This is a genomic window from Aureimonas populi (assembly GCF_017815515.1).
GTDB classification, from domain to species: Bacteria; Pseudomonadota; Alphaproteobacteria; order Rhizobiales; family Rhizobiaceae; genus Aureimonas; species Aureimonas populi.
Genome location: NZ_CP072611.1, coordinates 968,783 through 992,000, shown reverse-complemented (window position 1 = coordinate 992,000; position 23,218 = coordinate 968,783). Strand labels below are relative to the sequence as shown.

Below are 23,218 nucleotides of genomic sequence, written 5' to 3'. Positions count from 1 at the left end.
CCGATCATGAGCACCGAAGTCAAAGTCCCCACACTCGGCGAAAGCGTGACCGAGGCCACGATCGGCCAGTGGTTCAAGAAGGCCGGCGACAGGGTGGAGCAGGACGAGACCATCGCCGAGCTCGAAACCGACAAGGTGACGGTGGAGGTGCCCGCGCCCGCCGCCGGCATCCTGGCCGAGATCGTGGCGAAGGAAGGCGAGACGGTGGAGCCGGGCGCGCTCCTGGCCGTGATCGGCGAGGGCGAGGGGGCGGCCTCCGGCGCCAGGGCGCCGGCCGAGAAGCCGGCGGCCACCGGCGGCGGCGAGGCGGCCAGCGCCAAGACCGAGGGCTACGGCAACGCCTCCGAGGCGCCGGCCGCGCCGACCGCCGCGGGGCAGGGCGCAGGGCAGGGGGGCGCTTCGGCTATGCCGGCCGCGCCCTCGGCGCAGAAGCTTCTGAACGAGAAGGGCCTTTCGGCCGGTGACCTCGACGGCTCGGGCAAGCGCGGGCAGGTTCTCAAGGGCGACGTGCTGGAGGCCATCGCCAAGGGCGCGGGCGCCGCGCAGGCCAAGGCCCCGGCCGCGCCGCGCGCGCCTTCGGGCGCGGCGGACGAGGCGCGCGAGGAGCGGGTGAAGATGACCCGCCTGCGCCAGACCATCGCGCGCCGCCTGAAGGACGCGCAGGACACGGCCGCCATGCTCACCACCTTCAACGAGGTGGACATGACGGCGGTGATGGAGCTGCGCAAGAAGTACAAGGACCTGTTCGAGAAGAAGCACGGTGTGAAGCTGGGCTTCATGGGCTTCTTCACCAAGGCGGTGACGCACGCGCTGAAGGAGATTCCGGCGGTGAACGCCGAGATCGACGGCACGGACCTCATCTACAAGAACTACGCCCATATCGGCGTGGCGGTGGGCACGGACAAGGGCCTCGTCGTGCCCGTGGTGCGCGACGCCGACCAGATGAGCATCGCCGAGATCGAGAAGGAGATCGGCCGCCTGGGGCTCGCCGCGCGCGACGGCAAGCTCGGCATGAGCGACATGCAGGGTGGCACCTTCACCATCTCGAACGGCGGCGTCTACGGTTCGCTGATGTCCACGCCCATCCTCAACGCGCCGCAGTCGGGCATCCTGGGCATGCACAAGATCCAGGAGCGGCCGGTGGCGATCGGCGGGCAGGTCGTCATCCGCCCGATGATGTATCTGGCGCTCTCCTACGATCACCGGATCGTCGACGGCAAGGAGGCCGTGACCTTCCTCGTGCGCGTGAAGGACAGCCTCGAGGACCCGGAGCGCCTCGTCCTCGATCTGTAAGACCTCCGGCCGGCCCCCTGCCGGGGCCATGCCCGCAGCATCTGGCCGAAGGGAGAGGGCCGACATGCAGAGCAGCTATCTTCCAGAGCCTGCGGCCCTCATGGCGGTCTTCTCTTTCGCCATCGTGGCCGGCGCGCCGATGCTGTGGTTCGTCGGCGTGTCGCGCTTCTTCACCGTTCCCGCAAGCCGGCAGGGCTTCCTCAGGGCCGGCCGCCGGATCATGCGCGCCACGGGGCTCGTCTTCATCGGGCGGGGGCTGAGGCTCGCCACGGAGCGGATGCATGGGTGAACGCGCGGCCCTTTCGCTGATCGCCGGGCTCGCCTTGCAGGCCGCCCTCGCCGCGCCGGCTTTCGCGCAACCGGCGCCCGCCGGCGATGCGGTGCCGGACTACCGCGACGACCGCTCCACGCCCGAGGCGCTGATCGCCTCGCTTTACAACGCCGTGGAGCGCAAGGAATATCTGCGCGCCTGGTCGTATTTCCGCGAGGAGCCGGGCCGGCCTGACGCCGAGACCTTCGCGGCCGGCTATGCCGATACGGCGCATGTGCGCGTAAGGACCGGGACGGGCACGAGCGAGGGGGCGGCCGGCTCGATCTTCTTTTCGCTGCCGGCGGTGGTGGAGGCCACCGGCACGGATGGCGCGCCGACTGTTTACGCGGGCTGCTACGAACTGCGCCTCGTCCAGCCCGTCAACCAGATTGAGCCGCCGTTCCGGCCGCTCGGCATCGTGGCGGCCGAGTTGAAGGAGGTTTCGGCCTCCTTCGAGGCGGCCGAAGGCGATTGCCCCGAGGAGGGCCTTTGAGATGGAAAGCCTGCCGGCCGAAATCCTCGTTCTGGCCCTCGGGGTCGTGCTTCTCTTCGTCCACACCACGCTTCAGGGCATGCTGGCCACGAAGGAGCGGGGTTCGCAATGGAACGCGGGCCCGCGCGACGGGGAGGCCAAGCCCCTCGGCGTCCATGCCGGGCGTGCCCAGCGGGCGCTCGACAATTTCAAGGAAACCTTTCCGGCCTTCATCGCGCTGGCGCTGGCGCTTTCCGTCACGCAGCGCACCGGGGGGATCGGGGCCGTGGGCGCCTGGCTGTGGCTCGTGGCCCGCATCGCCTATATCCCGCTCTACCTTCTGGGCGTGCCCTATGTGCGCAGCCTCGTCTGGCTGGCCTCGCTCCTCGGCCTCGTCCTGATGCTCATCCGCCTTTTCTGACCCGAACCGAAAGACCGTCCGAGCCATGTCCGAAACAACCGCCTTCGATCTCGTCGTCATCGGCTCCGGCCCCGGCGGCTATGTCTGCGCCATCAAGGCCGCGCAGCTTGGCCTGAAGGTCGCCGTCGTCGAAAAGCGCAAGACCTATGGAGGCACCTGCCTGAATGTCGGCTGCATCCCCTCCAAGGCTCTCTTGCACGCCTCGGAGATGTTCGAGGAGGCCGGGCACAGCTTCGCCGATCTCGGCATCGAGGTGACGCCGGCGCTGAATCTGCCCCGGATGCTGGAGCACAAGGACAAGACCGTGAAGTCGAATGTCGACGGCATCGGCTTTCTGTTCAAGAAGAACAAGATCGAGGGCATCATCGGCACGGGGCGCATCAAGGCGCCCGGCACGGTGGAGGTCGTGGCCGAGGACGGCGCGACGCGTGCGCTCGCGGCGAAGTCCATCGTGATCGCCACCGGCTCCGAGGTGGCGGGCATTCCCGGCCTCGCGGTGGAGTTCGACGGGCAGGTTGTGGTCTCTTCCGACCATGCCATCGCGCTTCCCAAGGTGCCGGAGACCATGGTGGTCGTGGGCGGCGGCGTGATCGGGCTCGAGCTCGGCTCGGTCTGGTCCCGCCTCGGCGCCAAGGTCACGGTGGTCGAGTATCTCGACAAGGTGCTCGGGCCGATGGATTCGGAAGTGTCCACCGCCTTCCAGAAGCTTCTCGCCAAGCAGGGCTTCGATTTCAAGCTGGGCGCCAAGGTGACGGGCATCGCCCGTGACGGCGACAAGGCGAGCGTGACCTTCGAGCCGGCCAAGGGGGGCGAGCCCGAGACGCTTTCGGCCGATGTGGTGCTGGTGGCGACCGGCCGGCGGCCCTACACGCAGGGGCTGGGCCTCGAGGAGGCGGGCGTCGCGCTCGACAAGGCAGGGCGCGTGGAGATCGACGCGCACTACAAGACCAATGTGGACGGAATCTACGCCATCGGCGACGTGGTGAAGGGGCCGATGCTGGCCCACAAGGCCGAGGACGAAGGCGTGGCGCTGGCCGAAATCCTGGCGGGGCAGGCCGGGCACGTGAATTACGGCGTGATCCCCTCCGTCGTCTACACCCAGCCGGAGGTCGCCTCGGTGGGCGTGACGGAAGACGAGCTGAAGGCCTCGGGCGTCGCCTACAAGGTCGGCAAGTTCCCCTTCATGGCCAACGGGCGGGCGCGCTCCATGCTCTCCACCGACGGCTTCGTGAAGATCCTGGCCGACAAGGAGACCGACCGTGTGCTGGGTGTGCATGTGCTCGGGCGCGGCGCGGGCGAGCTGATCGCCGAGGCGGCGGTGCTGATGGAGTTCGGCGGTTCCTCAGAGGACCTCGCCCGCACCTGCCACGCGCACCCCACCCTGTCGGAGGCCATGCGCGAGGCCGCCTTCGCGACCTTCGCCAAGCCCATCCACATCTGACCGGCCGACCGGAAAAGCGAAAGCCGCCGTGCGGGACGACGCACGGCGGCTTTTTTCATCGCGCCAAGGGCGCGATGAAACCTTATCGGGCGGCAGCCGCGCCGTTGCCGGCCGCATTGTCGTTGGCGGCGCCGCCACGCCCGCGATAGGCCGCCAGCGCCTCGTCCACGAGGGAGATGGCGGTGGCGGCGTCCTCGTAGCCGTTCAGCTCCACGCGCTTCCGGCCGGCGGGCAGGTCCTTGTAGACACGGAAGAAGGCTTCCAGCCGCTCGAGCTCGACGGCCGGCATGTCCGCCAGCTCTGCGATGGCGTCATATTGCGGGTCCACGTCGGAGACCGGCACCGCCACGACCTTGTCGTCCTCCTCGCCGCCGTCGATCATCTTGAGGATGCCGATGGCGCGGGCGCGGATGATCGCGCCGGGAACGATGGGCTCGCGCGTGTAGACGACGGCATCCAGCGGGTCGCCATCTCCGGCGAGCGAGGAGGGGATGGAGCCGTAATTGGCGGGGTAGACGACGGGCATCGACTGGAAGCGATCGACGATCACATGGCCGTTGTCGGGGTCGATCTCGTATTTGGTGAAGCTGCCTGCCGGGATCTCGATCACGACGTTGAACTCGCCGCCCTCCTCGGGCTGCGGGTAGGCGTAGGGTGCGACGAAGCCCTGTGCGAGGGAGGGCGTGCTGGCGAGCGCGAGAAGGGCGGCGGCGCGCAGAAGAGTCTTCATGACGGTCTCTTTCGACAGTTGTCCGGGACCGCCTGCCGATAGGGCCCTTGCACGAACTCTACGCGACGATGCGATGACGCTCCGATGACGGGGGGCGATGTTTCACGTGAGTCAATCCGCCCGTGAAACGCGCCAGCCTTGCGCGCGCAGCAGCTCCACCAGGCCTTCCTCGCCCGGCAGGTGAAGGGCGCCGACGGCGACGAAGACGCCGCCCGCCTCGATGGTGGGCGCCAGGCGTTCGGCCATGGTGCGGTTGCGCGACAGGATCACCCGGTCCTCGAAGGCCGCATAGGCGGCGGCCGTCCGCTCGTCGCTCCGCGTCTCGGCCAGCCCTTCGAGGGCCGGGCGAATCGCGCCGATGCGCCCCTGCAGGTAAAGATCGATCATCGTCTCGAAAAGGTCGGGCAGGCGGTCGATCATGTCGAGCGTGGCGAGGAGGTTCAGCGCCTGGAGATCCTGCGGAAGCGCGGCGAGGGCCTGCATCTGCTCCTCGGCGGACTCAAGGCCCACGAGGGCCTTGCCGTCCTCGCTCGCGCGCTCGGCGAGGCGCAGATCGAGAATCGTCTCGCCCGCCGCGCTCCGCTGCGCCTCGCAGGGCGGCGCGACGAGTGCGAGCGTGACGAACCAGGGCTGAAGCGTCGTGACCGAGTGCGCCGGCACGCCCTGCGCCTCGAGCGCGGCCGCAAGGCCCGCGCGCCGCTCGGCCGGAAGCAGGTCTTCCAGCGCCGTGCCGGGCGGCAGGAGCGTCAGGTCGGGACGGGAGAGGAGGAGGCCGGCCAGCCGGCTCTCGTCCGTCAGGTCCGTGGTCTCGATGACGAGCGTCCGCGCGCCCGCAAAGGCGCTTTCCGCCTCGGCGGTCAGCGCGACCACCCGTGGATCGGACAGATGCATCGTGCCGAACAGGAAGGAGGCGGGGCGTTCGTCGCGCTCGATGCGGAAGAGCCGCCCCTCGCCATTCGGAACGCCGGCCGCTTCGCCTTCGATCCTCTCGATCAGCGCGGGCTCGGCGTCCGCCATCAGGCTGGCGCCGGCCTGGCAGGCTTCCTGCGCCCGCGCGGCGCCCGTGAAGGACAGGCACACGAGGAGGCCGGGCAGGACAGCCGACCGGATGGCGGCCGCGAGGCGGCCGGTTCGCAGTGAAGGCATCGGGATACTCGCCGCTCGGTTGCGATCGGATCGTTCAATAGAGCATTCGCGCGGAAAACCGAATCGGGAAGGACGAGCAGGCTCGCCCGTTTCCCCTCTGCCGGTTGACCGGCGCTCAGCGGCGCGCGCGGGGGTGGGCGTTCTCGTAGACCGCCATCAGCCGCACGGAATCGACGGCCGTATAGGCCTGCGTCGTGGAGAGGGACGCGTGGCCGAGCAGGTCCTGGATGGTGCGCAGGTCGCCGCCGGCCGCCAGCAGATGCGTGGCGAAGGAGTGCCGGAGGGCATGGGGCGTCGCCGATTCGGGCAGGCCGAGAAGCCCGCGCAGCCGCGCCATCTCGCGCTGGACGATCTGCGGCCGCAGCGGCCCGCCCCGCGCGCCGCGAAACAGGGGCGCCTCTCCCGTCAGGTCGAAGGGGCAGAGCCGCCGATAATCGGCCACCGCCGCCAGCACGGCCGGCAGCAGGGGGACGAGGCGCTCCTTGCCGCCCTTGCCGGCCACGGCGATGGACCGGGCGCGGGGGTCTGCCAGCGCGTTGCCCGGCAGGCCCAGCGCCTCGGAGATGCGCAGGCCGCAGCCGTAGAGAAGCGTCAGCACCGCCACGTTGCGCGCCGAGATCCAAGGCTCGGTGGCCATGGCCCCCGCCTCCTCGGTCACGGAGAGCGCATCGACGGGGCTGAGCGGGCGGGGCAGGGAGCCGCCGTGCCGGGGCGCGCGCAGGGCGCTGGCACCGGCCGTGGAGGCCAGCCCCTCCCGCTCCAGATGGCGCAGGAAGGAGCGCAGGCCGGCCAGGCCCCGGCCGAGGCTGCGCGCGCCGACGCCCTCCCGCCGCCGGTCCGCCAGGAAGGCGCGCAGATCGGCCGGGCGCAGATCGGCCAGATCGGCGAGGCGCGCCGGGCGCCCCTCGTGCCGGGTGAGGAAGACCAGGAACTGGCGCACGTCGCGCTCATAGGCCGCAAGGGTCTGCGGCGAGGCGCGCCCGCCGGCCGCGAGGCGCTCCAGCCATTCGGCCTTGCGCGCCAGAAGCGCCGGCTCGCCATGAACGAGAAGAGACGTGGTCATCGAATCGATCCCCCCTCGGGACAGGACATGCGCGGGCACGGGGCGCGGCGAAGGCCCGCACTGGACGAAACGAGCATACGGACCATTTGCGATGCTGACGCGGCGCGCGGCCCGACCGGACGCCCGCACGCTGAACCCCACAGGGAGACGTTTTTCCATGAAACGACACGCAACCGCCATCTGGAACGGCGCGCTCGGCGACGGCAAGGGCACGATCACCACCCAGTCCGGCGCGCTCGATGCGCATGGCTATTCCTTCAAGGCGCGCTTCGAGGACGAATCGGGCCGTTCGGGAACCAACCCGGAGGAGCTTCTGGCCGCCGCCCATGCCGGCTGCTTCGCCATGCAGCTTTCGCACTTCCTGGCCGAGAACGGCACGCCGGCCGAAGAGTTGAAGGCGCGCGCGGTGGTGAGCGTCGAGCAGGGCGCGGCCGGCTTCGAGATCACGCAGAGCGCCATCACGCTCGAGGCCAAGGTTCCGGGCATCGAGGAGGCGGCGTTCCGGGAGCTGGCCGACAAGGCCAAGGCCGGATGCCCCGTTTCCAAGGCGCTGGGCGCGATCACGGTCTCGCTCGACGCCAAGCTCCTCTGACGAAGGGCGCCGCCCGGGCCGATCAGCGCGGGCGGCGCTTCCTGGCATAAAGCTCCAGCCGGTGCGAGACGATCTCGTATCCCAGCTCCTTGGCGATCTCCTCCTGAAGCGCCTCGATGCGTTCGGAGCGGAACTCGATGACGTCGCCCGAATCGATGTCGATCAGGTGATCGTGGTGGGCGCCGTCCGCCTGCTCGAACCGCGAGGGCCCGTCGCCGAAGGCATGGCGATGGATGGCGCCCTTCTCCTCCAGCACCTTCATGGTGCGGTACACGGTGGAGAGGGAAATGGACGGATCGACCGCGCAGGCGCGGCGGAAGATCTCCAGCGCGTCCGGGTGATCGCCGCCGTCCGTCAGGATCGTCAGGATCGTGCGGCGCTGGCGCGTGATCCGCACGCCGGCCGCGCGCAGCAGCGATTCGTAGTCTTGTGCTGGCTGCGCCGGCTCTGCCATGGATCGTTCCGCTTCCCTCAACTGGCTGTGCACGGCGAGCGCCGGACCCCCGTTTTGTCAGAAAGGCCGCGCGAGGAAAACCGCCCGCACACAAGGGTGCGGCGAGATCGGCCGGGCGAGGCGCCGGCGCGGGGGCCGAAAGAAGAGTGGGGGAACCAGCGCACGGGCCACCGCGTTCAACCGGCGATCATCAAGGAGGCCGGCATGCGGGTTGAGACGTTCGTATCTGTGTTCGTGAATCTGACCTTCTTCACCCTCTTCCTGACCGGCGGGACACTGGCCTTCAACATCCTCTTTCCCTGACACGAGCCGGGGCCTGCTTGCCGAACCCGGCATGAGCCTGGACGACAAGGGCGCGAAGTCTCGCCGGCCCGCCCGTTGTCGTCAGGACAGGATATCCAGCCGCACGCTGCCGACGCCCGAGCTGACGATGCCCAGCCTGCTGGCCGCGGCGCGGGAGAGGTCGATGACGCGGTTGCCGTGGAACGGCCCGCGATCGTTGATGCGCACCGTGACGGTCCGCCCGTTGTTGCGATTGGTGACGCGTACCTTGGTGCCGAAGGGCAGGGAGCGATGGGCGGCCGTCAGCCCGTTCATGTCGAAGCGCTCGCCATTGGCTGTCTTGCGGCCGTGGAACCCGGGCCCATACCAGGAGGCGGGGCCGGAAACGGTGCGCACCACGGCCGGCTCCGCGAGAGCCGGGACGGCCATGGAGGCCGTGGACAGGGTGCAGGTGAGACAGGCCAGGGCGAAGGCCATCCTCGGCATGAGCGTCATGTGATCATCCGTGCTCGTTTCGGGGCGCTTGAAAGCAGCGGCCTCTTGGGCATCGGACATGTCGAGAATGAGGGGGGCGACCGGCGCAAATAAGGTCATTTCGCGACGCGGGAACCAATTCGGCTCTCGCGCAACCCCTTGCGGGGGCTCGCTTTCGGCCTCAGCCGGCCGGGGGCGGGGGCGAGTTTTCCAGGATCGACAGGGGCATCCGGCAGCGGAACAGGGTGCCTTGCGCCAGGCGCTCGGCCTCCAATGTCGCGTCGAGCTGCCGGGCCAGATTGAGGATGATGCGCATCCCGAAGCTGGGGCGCGGGGCGGCGAGATCGAAATCCTCCGGCAGCCCGGCGCCGGCGTCGCGCACCTCCAGCACAAGCTCGCCTTCCTTGCGCGCCAAGGCGACGTTCACGGTGCCGCACCCGTCGGAATAGGCGTATTTCAGCGCGTTGGTGACGAGCTCGTTGACGATCAGGCCGATGGGAATCGCCTGATCCGCGCCGACGGACAGAGGCTCGATCGCACTTTCGATGACGATTCCCCCGGCGCTCTCGGCCAGGTTACGGCATAGATCGCCCAGGAAGGCGGGCAGGGCGACGACGCCCACCGTGCCGCCGCGCCAGAGGTGGTCGTGCACCTTGGCGATGGTCATGACGCGGGCCTCGGCGTCTTCCAGCGCCGCCTGCGCGCCCGGATCGCGCGTCGTCTTGGCGTTGACGCGCAGCAGGCTGGCCACGATGCCGAGGCTGTTCTTGACCCGGTGGCTCATCTCGCGCGTGACGAAGGCCTGCCGCTCCAGCGCCTCGCGGAGCCTGTCCTCCGAGCGCAGGCGCTCGATCGCCACGCCCAGAATGCCGGCGCAGCCCGCCAGGAACTCGGCATCGGCCGCGTCGAAGCTGCCAGGATCGGGACTGTCGACCTCCAGCACGCCGTAGCGATCCTGCTCCTCGCCGCCGCGCTCGATCAGGACGTTGAGGGCGCGCCTTATCCGGTAGCGCACGAGGAGATCGGGCGTGCGGAAACGGCTCTCGCTGCTCAGATGGTTGGAGAGGACCGGGGTTCCGTGCTGGAACGCATAGCCGGCCGGCGAGGCGGGGTCGATCTGCAGGACGACCGCGCCGATCTCCTCGCGTGCCCAGCCCACGCCCGCTCGCAGGAGCAGGTCGCCCGACTCGGGCCGGTATTCCAGCACCTTGCCGTAACTCGCCTCGAGCCCCTGGGCCGCCAGCGCGCTTGCTTCATCGAGAAGCTCCTCGTGCGTGGAGGCCTGCAAGGCCATGCGCGCGAAGGCCACGAGCAGCCTCTGCTGGCGAAGCCGGTAGGAAAGCTCGTCGGCCCGTCCCGGCCCCTCGCTCTCGCTGTGCATGATCAACCCCCTTCGGCGATCCGTATCCCCGGGCGGATGCGCGAACGCCGCTCCCAGATAAGCGTGGCGATGCGCCGGGAAAAGGGCGAAACGCGCAGGAACAGGCCCGTGAGGCCCGATGAACAGGCGTTTGAGCGCGCATCGACGCGCCGGTGACCGGGGGATGACGGGCCGATGACGATTGCGCAGCCGCCAAGTTATTGACCGGAAAAGCCTTTCGAAAAAAGTTCGGCTGACCGCCAAAAAAGCGATTGACCCGGATCGGGAATGCCCCCTATAAGCCGCTCATCGACGACGGCGGTGGGCGCCGGGGCGGTTTGGACGGGGCGGGGACGCTGTGTTCTGGACTGCCGGAAAGTTGAGCTGGCGGTTGGGTTTCGGGGATTTTCCTTGGGGTTCGGCTGTACCGGCTCGGTTTTGCGCCTTTGGATGCTGTAGTTGGTACGATATTCGGAGTGTCTTTGGATGCTTTGAGGCTGGGTTCCCGGAAGGGGGTTTTGGCCGAGCGGCGAGCTTTTGGGTTTTGCCGGGTTCTTTGAGAATTGAAGATTGAAGAAGAAAGAGAGACGTGGACGGCGGTTGTCTGCGGGGACCGAGGGGTCTGGCTTTGGCTGGGTCTTGAGGTTTCTGGAGAGATGAACCGACGGTTCACAGGTCTCTGACGATAGAGAGTGTACGTTTCTCATCTGGCGCGGGGCTGGTTTTGGCTGGTTTTGCGAGGATGGGGAGTGGGATCGGTTGATTTTGTCTGGTTGGCTTTGGCTGGCCGGGCGTTTGGCCGTTTTCGATAACTCTCGTCGATGCTTTGAGACAGTGACTAGTCGGGATAGCTCTTATTACAAACCTGAGAGTTTGATCCTGGCTCAGAACGAACGCTGGCGGCAGGCTTAACACATGCAAGTCGAACGCATCCTTCGGGGTGAGTGGCAGACGGGTGAGTAACGCGTGGGAATCTACCCAACCCTACGGGATAGCTCCGGGAAACTGGAATTAATACCGTATACGCCCTTTGGGGGAAAGATTTATCGGGGATGGATGAGCCCGCGTTGGATTAGCTAGTTGGTGGGGTAAAGGCTCACCAAGGCGACGATCCATAGCTGGTCTAAGAGGATGATCAGCCACATTGGGACTGAGACACGGCCCAAACTCCTACGGGAGGCAGCAGTGGGGAATATTGGACAATGGGCGCAAGCCTGATCCAGCCATGCCGCGTGAGTGATGAAGGCCCTAGGGTTGTAAAGCTCTTTCAGTGGGGACGATAATGACGGTACCCACAGAAGAAGCCCCGGCTAACTTCGTGCCAGCAGCCGCGGTAATACGAAGGGGGCTAGCGTTGTTCGGAATTACTGGGCGTAAAGCGCACGTAGGCGGACATTTAAGTCAGGGGTGAAATCCCGGGGCTCAACCCCGGAACTGCCTTTGATACTGGGTGTCTTGAGTCCGGAAGAGGTGAGTGGAATTGCGAGTGTAGAGGTGAAATTCGTAGATATTCGCAGGAACACCAGTGGCGAAGGCGGCTCACTGGTCCGGTACTGACGCTGAGGTGCGAAAGCGTGGGGAGCAAACAGGATTAGATACCCTGGTAGTCCACGCCGTAAACGATGGAAGCTAGCCGTCGGGGGGTTTACCTTTCGGTGGCGCAGTTAACGCATTAAGCTTCCCGCCTGGGGAGTACGGTCGCAAGATTAAAACTCAAAGGAATTGACGGGGGCCCGCACAAGCGGTGGAGCATGTGGTTTAATTCGAAGCAACGCGCAGAACCTTACCAGCTCTTGACATGCCACGACGGTTGCCGGAGACGGCTTCCTTCCTTCGGGACGTGGACACAGGTGCTGCATGGCTGTCGTCAGCTCGTGTCGTGAGATGTTGGGTTAAGTCCCGCAACGAGCGCAACCCTCGCCCTTAGTTGCCATCATTCAGTTGGGCACTCTAGGGGGACTGCCGGTGATAAGCCGAGAGGAAGGTGGGGATGACGTCAAGTCCTCATGGCCCTTACGGGCTGGGCTACACACGTGCTACAATGGCGGTGACAATGGGCAGCCAGCCAGCGATGGTGAGCGAATCCCAAAAAGCCGTCTCAGTTCGGATTGTTCTCTGCAACTCGAGAGCATGAAGTTGGAATCGCTAGTAATCGTGGATCAGCATGCCACGGTGAATACGTTCCCGGGCCTTGTACACACCGCCCGTCACACCATGGGAGTTGGTTCTACCCGAAGATGGTGCGCTAACCCGCAAGGGAGGCAGCCAGCCACGGTAGGGTCAGCGACTGGGGTGAAGTCGTAACAAGGTAGCCGTAGGGGAACCTGCGGCTGGATCACCTCCTTTCTAAGGACGATCCCTCACGGCCCTCCGGCCCGTCATCCTGTCCTTCGGGATTGGGCGACTGCCCGGACAGAACCGTATCGGATTGTTTTAGAACAAGGTGTCGACCAGTCAGGTTGATGCCGCGCATACAAAAGCGCCATGCCATCCTCGGATGGTTGTGGTCAGGCAGGCGCCGCCGCCCTCGTTTCTCTTTCTTCACTGGATGTTTGGCCCGTGCAGCCCTTGGGTTGCCGGGCGAGCCGAGATCGGGCCCGTAGCTCAGTTGGTTAGAGCGCACCCCTGATAAGGGTGAGGTCGGTAGTTCGAATCTACCCGGGCCCACCAGACCTGACGCTCGTTTGTCGGGTCTGGTGGACCCGGGCAGGCGATCGGGGCTTTAGCTCAGCTGGGAGAGCACCTGCTTTGCAAGCAGGGGGTCGTCGGTTCGATCCCGACAAGCTCCACCACTTCTTTCGGGGAGTGCGTGTCGAGCGCGGGGTCGTCATCCAGGGGAAAGAAAAGGTTTGCAGCCTTGGCCAACGGGTCGAGTGTCTGCCTGTTCTGATGACAATGTGAAGAGAAGACGGGTCCTGAGGGATCGCTGGCGCCTGAGTGCGATGCGATCCCGTCCGGGGCAGGGTGCCAGGAGGTTCATCGCCTCCTGGAGTTCATTCTGCGCCATACCCGCCCGAGCGGTTCGCCGTTCGGGTCGAGCGATTGATGTGCCTGACCGCCATCATCGGGTCCCGTCTCTGGAAGCTGGTCTTTCGTCAATTCCGTCCCGAGCGGATGGAGTTGGCATGAAGCGCCGTCGCAGGACGCCGATCCCCGTTGCACGCGGGCCGGTGTTGTCGGCGCTTCTGAAGAGAATGAAGCGACAATGCTCGTCTCTCTCTTGTTCGAGTTGTTCATCCTCCGAAGGACGTGACGCCGATCGAACCCTTTTGGGTTCGCGAGGCCGAACGGCCGTCGGTCCTGATGGACCGCGCCCTGCGCAGACGGCGATCCCGATGGATCGCCGGCGTGAGCAGGCGGGCAATGATGAGCATTGGCGATGAGAACGATCAAGTGTCTTAAGGGCATCTGGTGAATGCCTTGGCATGCACAGGCGATGAAGGACGTGATACGCTGCGATAAGCCATGGGGAGCTGCGAATAAGCTTTGATCCGTGGATTTCCGAATGGGGCAACCCACCTTTGATCCTTGGAAAATCGGAACGGCACTGGAGGGCGCGAGCTTTCCGGTGGCGCTGCGGTTTCCAAGGATCGTCAAAAAGGTATCTGACTCTGAATACATAGGGGTTAGAAGCGAACTCGGGGAACTGAAACATCTAAGTACCCGAAGGAAAGGACATCAACCGAGACTCCGTCAGTAGCGGCGAGCGAACGCGGACCAGGCCAGTGGCCTCATATGAGAGAAGCCGAACAGGTTGGAAAGCCTGACATGAGTGGGTGATAGTCCCGTAGGCGCAATGCTCTTTGAGGTCCTCGAGTAAGGCGGGACACGTGAAATCCTGTCTGAAATTGGGGGGACCACCCTCCAAGCCTAAGTACTCGTGCATGACCGATAGTGAACCAGTACCGTGAGGGAAAGGTGAAAAGCACCCCGACAAGGGGAGTGAAAGAGAACCTGAAACCGGATGCCTACAAACAGTGGGAGCCATCATTGGTGACCGCGTACCTTTTGTATAATGGGTCAGCGACTTAGTCTGGCGAGCGAGCTTAAGCCGGTAGGTGTAGGCGCAGCGAAAGCGAGTCTGAACAGGGCGTTCAGTTCGTCGGATTAGACCCGAAACCGAGTGATCTAGCCATGAGCAGGTTGAAGGTGCGGTAACACGCACTGAAGGACCGAACCCGCATCTGTTGCAATAGATTGGGATGACTTGTGGCTAGGGGTGAAAGGCCAATCAAACTCGGAAATAGCTGGTTCTCCGCGAAATCTATTTAGGTAGAGCGTCGGATGAACACTCCAGGGGGTAGAGCACTGGATGGGCTAGGGGGACTCACCGTCTTACCAAACCCAACCAAACTCCGAATACCTGGAAGTGCTGTCCGGCAGACACACGGCGGGTGCTAACGTCCGTCGTGGAGAGGGAAACAACCCTGACCACCAGCTAAGGTCCCCAAGTTATGGCTAAGTGGGAAAGGATGTGAGAATCCCAAAACAACCAGGATGTTGGCTTAGAAGCAGCCATCATTTAAAGAAAGCGTAACAGCTCACTGGTCTAGATTTAAGGGTTCTTGCGCCGAAAATGTACCGGGGCTCAAGCCATACACCGAAGCTGTGGGTTTGCATCTATGATGCAAGCGGTAGCGGAGCGTTCCCTAGGCCGTTGAAGCCGGACCCGTGAGGGCCGGTGGAGGTATGGGAAGTGCGAATGCTGACATGAGTAACGATAAAGGGAGTGAGAGACTCCCTCGCCGAAAGTCCAAGGGTTCCTGCTTAAAGTTAATCTGAGCAGGGTTAGCCGGCCCCTAAGGCGAGGCCGAAAGGCGTAGTCGATGGGAACCACGTTAATAATCGTGGGCCTGGTGGTGAGTGACGGATCCTGTGTGTTGTCGATCCTTATCGGATTGGTTCGGCAGCGAAGGGGTCCCAGGAAATAGCCCCACCGTATAGACCGTACCCGAAACCGACACAGGTGGACTGGTAGAGCATACCAAGGCGCTTGAGAGAACTGCGTTGAAGGAACTCGGCAAATTGCACGCGTAACTTCGGAAGAAGCGTGACCTCCATGCGGGCAACCGTATGGTGGTGGCACAGACCAGGGGGTAGCGACTGTTTATCAAAAACACAGGGCTCTGCGAAGTCGAAAGACGACGTATAGGGTCTGACGCCTGCCCGGTGCTGGAAGGTTAAGAGGAGAGGTGCAAGCTTTGAATCGAAGCCCCAGTAAACGGCGGCCGTAACTATAACGGTCCTAAGGTAGCGAAATTCCTTGTCGGGTAAGTTCCGACCTGCACGAATGGCGTAACGACTTCCCCGCTGTCTCCAACGCAGACTCAGTGAAATTGAATTCCCCGTGAAGATGCGGGGTTCCTGCGGTCAGACGGAAAGACCCCGTGCACCTTTACTATAGCTTTACACTGGCATTCGTGTCGGCATGTGTAGGATAGGTGGTAGGCTTTGAAGCGTGGGCGCCAGCTCGCGTGGAGCCATCCTTGAAATACCACCCTTATCGTCATGGATGTCTAACCGCGGCCCGTCATCCGGGTCCGGGACAGTGTATGGTGGGTAGTTTGACTGGGGCGGTCGCCTCCCAAAGAGTAACGGAGGCGCGCGATGGTGGGCTCAGACCGGTCGGAAATCGGTCGTCGAGTGCAATGGCATAAGCCTGCCTGACTGCGAGACAGACAAGTCGAGCAGAGACGAAAGTCGGTCATAGTGATCCGGTGGTCCCGAGTGGAAGGGCCATCGCTCAACGGATAAAAGGTACGCCGGGGATAACAGGCTGATGACCCCCAAGAGTCCATATCGACGGGGTTGTTTGGCACCTCGATGTCGGCTCATCGCATCCTGGGGCTGGAGCAGGTCCCAAGGGTTTGGCTGTTCGCCAATTAAAGCGGTACGTGAGCTGGGTTCAGAACGTCGTGAGACAGTTCGGTCCCTATCTGCCGTGGGTGTAGGAATATTGACAGGATCTGTCCCTAGTACGAGAGGACCGGGATGGACGTACCTCTGGTGGACCTGTTGTGGCGCCAGCCGCAGTGCAGGGTAGCTATGTACGGTCGGGATAACCGCTGAAGGCATCTAAGCGGGAAACCCACCTGGAAACGAGTATTCCCTATCAGAGCCGTGGAAGACCACCACGTCGATAGGCCGGGTGTGGAAGTGCGGCAACGCATGAAGCTTACCGGTACTAATAGCTCGATCGGCTTGATCGTTCTCATTCGCCAATGCTCATCGCTCTCGCGACGGCAATGGCGCTTCGTCTCAATACCAGCTTCCAGAACAGATGTGATTTGCCGACCTGGTGGTTCCAGCGAGGTGGCTGCACCCGATCCCATTCCGAACTCGGCCGTGAAACGCCTCAGCGCCTATGATACTTCGTCTCAAGACGCGGGAAAGTCGGTCGCTGCCAGGTCTGCAAATCACATCCCCCTCCCTTCACACCCCATCCAAGCCCTCGCACGGTCAAAACCGGCGGGGGCTTTTTGCGTTCGCACACCCACGCGGAACGCCCCGGCGATCCCGGGCACATAGCCGCGATCACCGAGCAGCCACTGTGCCTTGGGCAGATCGTCCAGCAGTGCGGCAGCCCCGGTGTAGTCGCTGACCGGTCCGGCGGTCACGAAGAAGCTCAAGGGACGACCCTCCGCATCGGCAACGGCGTGGAGCTTGGTGTTCATGCCGCCTTTGGTACGACCGATCAGGCGTCCGAGACCCCCTTTTAAACCACCAAGCTCGACGTCGTGCGATGCGCCTTCAGATAGGTCGCGTCGATCATGATCGTCTTCCGCTCGGCACCTGCCGCAGCCAGCCCCTCCATCATCCGACGAAGACGCCCATTTCATCCCAACGCTTCCAGCGATTGTAGAGCGTCATCGCGGGCTGTTCAGTCCCTGATATGGCATTTAATAATCGTAGCTATCGCCGAATCCCATGAGCCCGTCAAGCAACGAAGACCGTCGCACATCGTCCAGAAAGGCGGTCTGCACGCGCTTGCCGGTTTCGCCGTCTCGTCGGATTATGCAGACCGGCACGGGCTGTGCAGGGTGAAGCGGCCTGAACGTTAGCCTGTAACGGCTGCCGGCCATGGCAGTGAGCGAATCGACGAGCGTCACGCCGATGCCTGTTTCGGCCAGAAGGCAAGCAAGGGTGCTGTATCGCACCTCTGCCACGGCCTCGGCCCGCATTCGCTCGGTCACGAATCCTTCTCCCAACATAAGATTCAGCCGGCTCTGCGGCTCGTAGAGCACGAGCGGATGGCCCTGGAGATCGGCCGCCGTCACGGCGAGCTTGTTCTCCAGAGGATGCCCCGGCACGAAGGCGCAGACCACCTGCCCCCAGGCGATCCGCTCGCTGACCAGCCCATCGCGCGTCGGCGGGTTGAGCGCGAAGCCGACATCGGCACTGCGCGTTTCCACCGCCTCGAGAACGCCGTCGATACGCCGCGTGTCGAGGCTGACGCGTACGCCCGGCCGCGCCGCCAGGAAATTCCTGATCGCCAACGGCGCCAGGGCGTTTGCCAAGGGCGGCGTGCAGACAATGCGCAGATTGCCCGCGGCGCTGTTGCGCCGGCTTTCGATCCGGTGCGTCAGCGCGTGATAAAGGCTGAAGATCGCCTCGCTGTCGCGATACATCTCCTCCGCGTCCGGCGTCGGGATGAGACGATTGCCGATCCGTTCGAAGAGTTCGAACCCCACCTGCCCTTCCATCTGCTTGATGGCGTTCGACACGGCCGGTTGCGAGACGCGCAACGCCTTTGCCGCGCCCACGGTCGTGCGCGTGCGCATGACATGACGAAACGTCTCCAACTGCCGGAAGGTGAGCATAAAATCTCCTGTCAGCATCCTTCTTGGGCACCATCACCCAATCTTATAAAGAAGGTCTGATTTTTAATAATGAGATGATGTTGCGGCTCAAGCCTTGGCTGTGTTGATCTCGCGTCCAGGCGACAATCTCGTTCCCTCGCCCCAACCGATCACTCTCCCGGCCGACCGGGATGGACCGCTCGCAACATGCGTCGTCGGCAAACGATGGCGCGCGCCCATCAGGAGTTTCGACATGAAGCTGCATCGCACCGCCATGAGCCTGGGGCTGGCCACGCTCCTCTGCGGAACGGCGTCCGCCGAGACCCTGCGCTGGTCCTCGCAAGGCGACGTCGTGACCCTGGACCCCTACGCTCATACCGAGAGCTTCACGGCCAGCGTGCTCCATCATGTCTACGAACCGCTGGTGCGGCGCTCGCGATCGCTGGAGATCGAGCCCGCGCTGGCCACGTCCTGGGAGATCGAGGAACCCACGCGCTGGCGCTTCAAGCTGCGCGAAGGCGTGACGTTCCATAACGGAAACAGCTTCACGGCCGACGACGTGGTCGCCTCGCTCGAACGGCTGATGCATCCGGATGCGCGGGCACGCGGCAATATCTCGGGCATCGCCCGGGTGGAAAAGATCGACGACCTGACCGTCGATTTCCATCTCGAAGGCCCGCATCCGCTCCTCCTGAACGAATTGTCCGGCGTCTACATCATGGATCGGGAATGGATGGAGGAGCATGATGCCCTCGCACCCGGCAACGTCTCCACCGGCACCACCTCCTACGCCTCGACGAACGCCAACGGCACGGGGCCCTTCGTGCTCGACAGCTACCGCCCCGACATGGGCACGGTGATGAGCGTGAACGAGGAGTGGTGGGACACGCCCGAGCACAATCTCACAGGCATCGAGTTCCGGCCCATCACCTCGGATGCGACGCGCGTGGCCGCCCTTCTCTCGGGCGAACTCGACATGATTGCTCCAATTCCCCTGCAGGATATTCAGCGGGTGGAGAGCGCGGACGGCTTCACGGTGGAGCAGGAGCCCGCGCTGCGCCTGATCTATCTGGGCTTCAACTTCAACGAACATCTCCACGCCATGCCCGGCGAGCCCAATCCGCTGCTCGACGAGCGCGTGCGCAAGGCCCTGTGGCACGGGATCGACCACGACGCCCTGCGCGAGCGCATCATGCGCGGGAACTCGCGCACGGTGGGCATCATGGTCGCCCCCCAGGTGCCGGGCTACGAGGAATCCATCGACCAGCCCTATCCCTACGACCCGGAACAGGCGTCGGCGCTCCTGGCCGAAGCCGGCTATGGCGAGGGCTTCACCGTCAAGCTCGACTGCTCCAACGACCGTTACATCAACGACGAGCAGATCTGCGTGGCGGTCAAGGCGTTCTGGGAACGGCTCGGCATCACGGTCGACCTGACCACCGAGAGCCGGTCCACCTTCTTCCCGAAGGTCGACCGGGGGGAGACCGACATCTACATGTCCGGCTGGGCCACGCTCCCGGCCATGGACGGTTTCAGTGTTCTGCACGCCCTCCTCGCCACGCGCGATGGCTCTCGCGGCGGCAACAATCCCAATGGCCTGTCCGATCCGCGCATCGACGAACTGGACGTCAGCGCCGCTACGGAGCTGGACGAGGAGGCACGCAGGGCCATGCTGGCGGAAGCCTTCCGGATCACGCGCGATAAAGCCTATTACCTGCCCCTGCACCAGCAGCCGGTGGCGATGGCGGTGCGCGAGGGGGTCAGCGTCCCGCAGTTCGCGGACGAATATGTCCGCCTCTGGTTCGCGACGATCGGCGAGTAGGTTCGGTGGCGCGCCTCTTTCTCGCGCGGCTGGCTCAGGCGGTTCTCGTGATGCTCGCGGTGACCGCCATCGCCTTCGCCATGTTCCGTTTCGTGGGCGATCCGGTCCAGTTGATGGCGCGAGAGGATGCGAGCATCGCCGAGCGAGAGGCGCTGCGCGCGAGTCTGGGGCTGAACGACGCGATCGTCATCCAGTATGGGCGCTTCCTCGGCCGCGTCGTCCAGGGCGATCTGGGCATCAGCTACCGCAACCAGCGGGAGGTGTTGGCCCTGATCGCCGAGCGCGCGCCGGCCACGCTCGAGCTGGTGCTGGCCGCCACGATCCTCGCTCTGGCCCTCGGGATCCCGGCGGGCGTCCTGTGCGCGCTGCGGCCGAACGGGGTTCTCTCGCGCCTCGTGCAGGCCGTTTCGCTGGTCGGCATATCCGTGCCGACCTTCGTGACGGGCACCTTCCTGATCCTCGTCTTCGCCGTGAACCTCCAGCTTCTGCCCTCCTTCGGACGAGGGCAGATCGTGGACATCGGCGGCTGGAGCACCGGCTTCCTGACACCTTCGGGACGGCGCGCCCTGATCCTGCCGGCCCTGACGCTCGCCCTCTACTCCACCACGCTGATCATGCGGCTCGTGCGCTCGGAGATGATCGACATCATGTCCACCGACTATATCCGATACGCCCGTGCGCGCGGTCTTCCCGCCCGCCGTATCCATTTCCGGCTGGCGCTGAAGAACGCCCTGATGCCCGTCATCACCGTGACGGGCCTCCAGGTCGGCTCCCTGATCGCCTTCGCCATCGTCACGGAGACCGTGTTCCAGTGGCCGGGCCTCGGCCTTCTCTTCATGCAGGCGGTGATCTTCGTCGACATCCCGGTGATGACGGCCTACCTCCTGTTGGTCGCGCTCGTCTTCGTCGCGATCAACACCGTGGTGGACATCCTCTACGCGGTGATCGATCCGCGACTTCGCGAGAGGGCGGGCTGATGGGCGCCGCCATCCGCCGCCTGCGCCGCGCCATGCCGCCCTATGTGATGCTTGCCTGCGCCCTGTGCTGCGCCATCATCCTGACAGCCCTCCTCGCGCCGCTGATCGCCCCCAGCGACCCCACCTCGACCTCGAGCTTCAACCTCCTCGACAGCGAGCTGCCGCCTGCCTTCCTGGAGGGCGGCGATCCCCGCTACGTGCTGGGAACCGACAATCAGGGCCGCGACCTTCTGTCGGCCATCCTCTACGGGACGCGCATCTCTGTGATGATCGGGCTCGGCGCGGTCGCGTTCGCGGCCACGATCGGCATCTCGCTCGGCCTTCTCTCGGGCTATCTCGGGGGCTGGGCGGACGTGCTCGTCATGCGGATCGCCGACGTGTTCCTCAGTCTTCCCACGATCCTTCTCGCTCTTCTGGTCGCGGGGATCGCACGGGCCGTCATCCCGGGGGCGAACACCGTGTTCTGGGCGCCCATCATTCTGATCGGCGCCATCGGCATCAACGAATGGGTGCAGTATGCGCGCACCGTGCGCGCGGCCACCATGGTGGAGGCGTCGCGCGACTATGTGCGCGCCGTGCGCATCATGGGCCTGCCGGTGCGGCGCATCCTGTTCCGCCACATCCTGCCGAATGCGATGGGGCCGATCCTGGTGATCTCGACCATCAACCTGGCCGCCGCCGTGCTCACCGAGGCGACGCTCTCCTTCCTCGGCGTGGGCATGCCGCCGGACTACCCCTCGCTCGGAACGCTCATCCGCATCGGCAACGAATACGCTTTTTCCGGCATATGGTGGATATCGACCTTCCCGGCGCTCACGCTGGTCGTGCTGGTGCTGTCGGTCAACATCGTCGGAGACTGGCTGCGCGACCGTTTCAACCCGAAGCTGGAGGAGCGTTCGTGAGCGCGGCGCTGGCCATAGAGGGACTGCGGGTCGAGTATCCGGTGCCCGACGCCGAGCCGTTCGTGGCCGTGCGAGACCTCGACCTCAGGATCGAACCCGGCGAGATACATGCGCTGGTCGGGGAATCGGGCGCGGGCAAGTCCACGGTCGGCAACTGCGTCATGGGCCTGCTCGACCGGCCCGGACGGATCGTGGCGGGCAGCCTGTCGATCGCCGGCCGGCCTGTCGATACGCGCACCGGGCGGGCCGAGGGCATTCGTCCGGGCCGCGACATCGGCGCGATCTTCCAGGATCCGATGACGAGCCTGAACCCGCTCTTCACCATCGAGGAACAGCTCTGCGAGACGATGCGCCACCATCTGGGGTTCTCGCGCGCGCAAGCGCGGACCAAGGCGCTCGATCTCCTGCGCGCGGTGAAGATCCCGGAGCCCGAGCGCCGGCTGCGCCAATATCCGCACCAGCTCTCGGGCGGCCAGCGTCAGCGGGTGGTGATCGCCGCCGCGCTCTCCTGTGATCCGGGCCTCCTCGTGGCCGACGAGCCCACCACAGCGCTGGACGTCTCGGTGCAGGCGACCATCCTGGAGCTTTTGCGCGATCTGGCGACCCGTCGGCACGTGGGCGTCCTCCTCGTCACGCACAATATGGGCGTCGTGGCGCAGATCGCCGACAGGGTCACGGTCATGCGCCATGGCGAGGTGGTCGAGCAGGGGCCGACGCGCGAGATCCTGGGCGCACCGAAGGCGCCCTATGCACGCGCGCTGATCGCCGCGGTGCCGCGGCTCGACCGAAAGCTCGACCGCTTTCCCGTCACCGATCCGCAGAACCCGGGCGAAGCCGAGGCACAGGCCCGTCTCGGGACGATCGCCGCCCATCGCGGCGAGGGGGAACTGCTGGCGGTGGAGAAGCTGTCGGTGGTCTACGGCGGCGGATTGTTCAACCGCACCGCCGGCTACCGGGCGGTGGACGATGTGAGCTTCTCGGTCAAGCGCGGCGAAATCTTCGGGATCGTCGGCGAATCGGGCAGCGGCAAGTCCACCCTTGCCGCCGCGATCGCCGGTCTTGCGACGCCGACATCCGGCCGTATCGCCTTCGACGGCCGGGAACTTGCCGCGCGCCGGCCCAGGGCGGTTCGGCAAGCCATCCAGATGATCTTCCAGGATCCCTATTCCTCGCTCAACGCGCGCATGCGCGTGGGCGCGGCAATCCAGGAACCGATCGCCTTCTTCGGCACGGGCGACGCATCGGGGGCCCGGACGCTGATCGAAGCGGTGGGCCTGCCACCGGAATCGGCCAGGCGCTTTCCCCATGCCTTCTCCGGCGGCCAGCGCCAGCGCATCTCCATCGCCCGCGCGCTCGCCAGCCGGCCGGAGCTTCTGATCTGCGACGAGCCGACTTCCGCGCTGGACGTGTCGGTGCAGGCGCGCGTGCTCAACCTCCTGAAGGACCTGCGCGACCGCACCGGCCTCACGATCCTCTTCATCAGCCACGACCTCGCGGTGGTGCGCCAGATGTGCGACCGGATCGCGGTGATGAAGGCCGGGCGGATCGTCGAGCTGGAAGCTTGCGAAACCCTCTTCGACCAGCCGCGCGATCCCTACACGCGCGAACTCCTTTCCCTCATCCCCTCGCTCGACGGACTCGCCCCGGCGTCTCCGCCGGCGATAGCCACCGGAGCTTGAA

17 protein-coding genes, 2 tRNA genes, 3 rRNA genes and 1 pseudogene are annotated in these 23,218 nt (G+C 65.1%); 15 read left to right on the top strand and 8 right to left on the bottom strand.

What is annotated here, in order from left to right; all coding sequences use genetic code 11:
- Positions 1 to 6: 6 nt before the first annotated feature.
- The 5 genes from odhB (at position 7) to lpdA (ending at position 3,937) form a co-directional block, all read left to right on the top strand.
- Positions 7 to 1,293: a 2-oxoglutarate dehydrogenase complex dihydrolipoyllysine-residue succinyltransferase gene (odhB, locus tag J7654_RS04610; protein ID WP_209738618.1), complete on the top strand. Its 1,287-nt coding sequence runs from the start codon at positions 7 to 9 to the stop codon at positions 1,291 to 1,293.
- A 64-nt stretch (positions 1,294 to 1,357) separates the two neighbouring features.
- Positions 1,358 to 1,582 (top strand): hypothetical protein, encoded by a 225-nt coding sequence (locus J7654_RS04605; RefSeq protein ID WP_209738617.1) that lies wholly within the window; start codon positions 1,358 to 1,360, stop codon positions 1,580 to 1,582.
- Positions 1,575 to 2,096: a hypothetical protein gene (locus tag J7654_RS04600; RefSeq protein WP_209738616.1), complete on the top strand. Its 522-nt coding sequence runs from the start codon at positions 1,575 to 1,577 to the stop codon at positions 2,094 to 2,096. The genes J7654_RS04605 and J7654_RS04600 overlap by 8 nt, the downstream gene beginning before the upstream one ends.
- A gap of 1 nt (position 2,097) precedes the next feature.
- Positions 2,098 to 2,496, top strand: coding sequence for an MAPEG family protein (locus J7654_RS04595; protein ID WP_209738615.1), 399 nt, complete (start codon positions 2,098 to 2,100; stop codon positions 2,494 to 2,496).
- A gap of 25 nt (positions 2,497 to 2,521) precedes the next feature.
- Positions 2,522 to 3,937 (top strand): dihydrolipoyl dehydrogenase, encoded by a 1,416-nt coding sequence (gene lpdA / locus J7654_RS04590; protein ID WP_209738614.1) that lies wholly within the window; start codon positions 2,522 to 2,524, stop codon positions 3,935 to 3,937.
- Positions 3,938 to 4,019: 82 nt separating this feature from the next.
- Here the strand turns inward: lpdA and J7654_RS04585 are convergent, their stop codons facing one another.
- The 3 genes from J7654_RS04585 to J7654_RS04575 form a co-directional block, all read right to left on the bottom strand.
- On the bottom strand, positions 4,020 to 4,667 hold the full coding sequence (locus J7654_RS04585; protein ID WP_209738613.1) for an inorganic diphosphatase: 648 nt from the start codon (positions 4,665 to 4,667) through the stop codon (positions 4,020 to 4,022).
- Positions 4,668 to 4,778: 111 nt separating this feature from the next.
- Positions 4,779 to 5,813, bottom strand: coding sequence for a TraB/GumN family protein (locus J7654_RS04580; protein WP_209738612.1), 1,035 nt, complete (start codon positions 5,811 to 5,813; stop codon positions 4,779 to 4,781).
- A gap of 115 nt (positions 5,814 to 5,928) precedes the next feature.
- The gene (locus tag J7654_RS04575) at positions 5,929 to 6,876 is read right to left on the bottom strand and encodes a tyrosine recombinase XerC (protein ID WP_209738611.1); all 948 of its coding nucleotides are present in this window, start codon (positions 6,874 to 6,876) and stop codon (positions 5,929 to 5,931) included.
- Positions 6,877 to 7,033: 157 nt separating this feature from the next.
- On the opposite strand from J7654_RS04575, the gene J7654_RS04570 reads away from it, so the two are divergent.
- Positions 7,034 to 7,468: an OsmC family protein gene (locus tag J7654_RS04570; protein WP_209738610.1), complete on the top strand. Its 435-nt coding sequence runs from the start codon at positions 7,034 to 7,036 to the stop codon at positions 7,466 to 7,468.
- Between the two features lie 22 nt (positions 7,469 to 7,490).
- Here the strand turns inward: J7654_RS04570 and J7654_RS04565 are convergent, their stop codons facing one another.
- From J7654_RS04565 to J7654_RS04555, 3 genes are all read right to left on the bottom strand, one after another.
- On the bottom strand, positions 7,491 to 7,922 hold the full coding sequence (locus J7654_RS04565; RefSeq protein WP_209738609.1) for a Fur family transcriptional regulator: 432 nt from the start codon (positions 7,920 to 7,922) through the stop codon (positions 7,491 to 7,493).
- A gap of 384 nt (positions 7,923 to 8,306) precedes the next feature.
- Complete coding sequence (locus tag J7654_RS04560) at positions 8,307 to 8,699, bottom strand: septal ring lytic transglycosylase RlpA family protein (protein ID WP_209738608.1); 393 nt, start codon at positions 8,697 to 8,699, stop codon at positions 8,307 to 8,309.
- A gap of 160 nt (positions 8,700 to 8,859) precedes the next feature.
- Positions 8,860 to 10,059: a sensor histidine kinase gene (locus J7654_RS04555; RefSeq protein ID WP_209738607.1), complete on the bottom strand. Its 1,200-nt coding sequence runs from the start codon at positions 10,057 to 10,059 to the stop codon at positions 8,860 to 8,862.
- A gap of 840 nt (positions 10,060 to 10,899) precedes the next feature.
- Between J7654_RS04555 and J7654_RS04550 the strand changes: the two genes are divergently transcribed.
- From J7654_RS04550 to rrf, 5 genes are all read left to right on the top strand, one after another.
- A 16S ribosomal RNA gene (locus J7654_RS04550) occupies positions 10,900 to 12,384 on the top strand.
- A gap of 247 nt (positions 12,385 to 12,631) precedes the next feature.
- Positions 12,632 to 12,708 (top strand) — tRNA-Ile (locus J7654_RS04545).
- A 46-nt stretch (positions 12,709 to 12,754) separates the two neighbouring features.
- A tRNA-Ala gene (locus tag J7654_RS04540) sits at positions 12,755 to 12,830 on the top strand.
- Between the two features lie 595 nt (positions 12,831 to 13,425).
- Positions 13,426 to 16,247: ribosomal RNA gene (locus J7654_RS04535) — 23S ribosomal RNA — on the top strand.
- 85 nt (positions 16,248 to 16,332) lie between these two features.
- Positions 16,333 to 16,447, top strand: a 5S ribosomal RNA gene (gene rrf, locus J7654_RS04530).
- Together the 16S, 23S and 5S rRNA genes with 2 tRNA genes alongside form the textbook arrangement of a ribosomal RNA operon.
- Before the next feature lie 115 nt (positions 16,448 to 16,562).
- Here the strand turns inward: rrf and J7654_RS04525 are convergent.
- A pseudogene (locus J7654_RS04525) lies at positions 16,563 to 16,914 on the bottom strand (transposase); the annotation flags it as partial.
- A 23-nt stretch (positions 16,915 to 16,937) separates the two neighbouring features.
- Complete coding sequence (locus tag J7654_RS04520; RefSeq protein ID WP_209738606.1) at positions 16,938 to 17,858, bottom strand: LysR family transcriptional regulator; 921 nt, start codon at positions 17,856 to 17,858, stop codon at positions 16,938 to 16,940.
- Positions 17,859 to 18,090: 232 nt separating this feature from the next.
- Here J7654_RS04520 and J7654_RS04515 point away from each other — a divergent pair, with 232 nt between their 5' ends.
- Genes J7654_RS04515 through J7654_RS04500 form a run of 4 tightly spaced genes read left to right on the top strand, consistent with a single transcriptional unit; the run spans position 18,091 to position 23,217 of the window.
- On the top strand, positions 18,091 to 19,659 hold the full coding sequence (locus J7654_RS04515) for an ABC transporter substrate-binding protein (RefSeq protein ID WP_209738605.1): 1,569 nt from the start codon (positions 18,091 to 18,093) through the stop codon (positions 19,657 to 19,659).
- 50 nt (positions 19,660 to 19,709) lie between these two features.
- Positions 19,710 to 20,636, top strand: coding sequence for an ABC transporter permease (locus tag J7654_RS04510; RefSeq protein ID WP_209740219.1), 927 nt, complete (start codon positions 19,710 to 19,712; stop codon positions 20,634 to 20,636).
- Entirely contained in the window at positions 20,636 to 21,538 is a 903-nt protein-coding gene (locus tag J7654_RS04505) for an ABC transporter permease (protein WP_245195642.1), read from the top strand. Before J7654_RS04510 ends, J7654_RS04505 begins: the two co-directional genes overlap by 1 nt.
- A complete protein-coding gene (locus J7654_RS04500; RefSeq protein ID WP_245195641.1) occupies positions 21,535 to 23,217 on the top strand; it encodes a dipeptide ABC transporter ATP-binding protein in 1,683 nt (560 codons plus the stop codon). The genes J7654_RS04505 and J7654_RS04500 overlap by 4 nt, the downstream gene beginning before the upstream one ends.
- Position 23,218 lies beyond the last annotated feature (1 nt).

Coding starts and splice junctions, on each gene's coding strand:
- J7654_RS04600 (WP_209738616.1), top strand. CDS start 1,575: ATGGGTGAACGCGCGGCCCTTTCGCTGATCGCCGGGCTCGCCTTGCAG.
- odhB (WP_209738618.1), top strand. CDS start 7: ATGAGCACCGAAGTCAAAGTCCCCACACTCGGCGAAAGCGTGACCGAG.
- J7654_RS04560 (WP_209738608.1), bottom strand. CDS start 8,699: ATGACGCTCATGCCGAGGATGGCCTTCGCCCTGGCCTGTCTCACCTGC.
- J7654_RS04605 (WP_209738617.1), top strand. CDS start 1,358: ATGCAGAGCAGCTATCTTCCAGAGCCTGCGGCCCTCATGGCGGTCTTC.
- lpdA (WP_209738614.1), top strand. CDS start 2,522: ATGTCCGAAACAACCGCCTTCGATCTCGTCGTCATCGGCTCCGGCCCC.
- J7654_RS04595 (WP_209738615.1), top strand. CDS start 2,098: ATGGAAAGCCTGCCGGCCGAAATCCTCGTTCTGGCCCTCGGGGTCGTG.
- J7654_RS04515 (WP_209738605.1), top strand. CDS start 18,091: ATGAAGCTGCATCGCACCGCCATGAGCCTGGGGCTGGCCACGCTCCTC.
- J7654_RS04575 (WP_209738611.1), bottom strand. CDS start 6,876: ATGACCACGTCTCTTCTCGTTCATGGCGAGCCGGCGCTTCTGGCGCGC.
- J7654_RS04565 (WP_209738609.1), bottom strand. CDS start 7,922: ATGGCAGAGCCGGCGCAGCCAGCACAAGACTACGAATCGCTGCTGCGC.
- J7654_RS04570 (WP_209738610.1), top strand. CDS start 7,034: ATGAAACGACACGCAACCGCCATCTGGAACGGCGCGCTCGGCGACGGC.
- J7654_RS04505 (WP_245195642.1), top strand. CDS start 20,636: ATGGGCGCCGCCATCCGCCGCCTGCGCCGCGCCATGCCGCCCTATGTG.
- J7654_RS04555 (WP_209738607.1), bottom strand. CDS start 10,059: ATGCACAGCGAGAGCGAGGGGCCGGGACGGGCCGACGAGCTTTCCTAC.
- J7654_RS04510 (WP_209740219.1), top strand. CDS start 19,710: ATGCTCGCGGTGACCGCCATCGCCTTCGCCATGTTCCGTTTCGTGGGC.
- J7654_RS04585 (WP_209738613.1), bottom strand. CDS start 4,667: ATGAAGACTCTTCTGCGCGCCGCCGCCCTTCTCGCGCTCGCCAGCACG.
- J7654_RS04580 (WP_209738612.1), bottom strand. CDS start 5,813: ATGCCTTCACTGCGAACCGGCCGCCTCGCGGCCGCCATCCGGTCGGCT.
- J7654_RS04520 (WP_209738606.1), bottom strand. CDS start 17,858: ATGCTCACCTTCCGGCAGTTGGAGACGTTTCGTCATGTCATGCGCACG.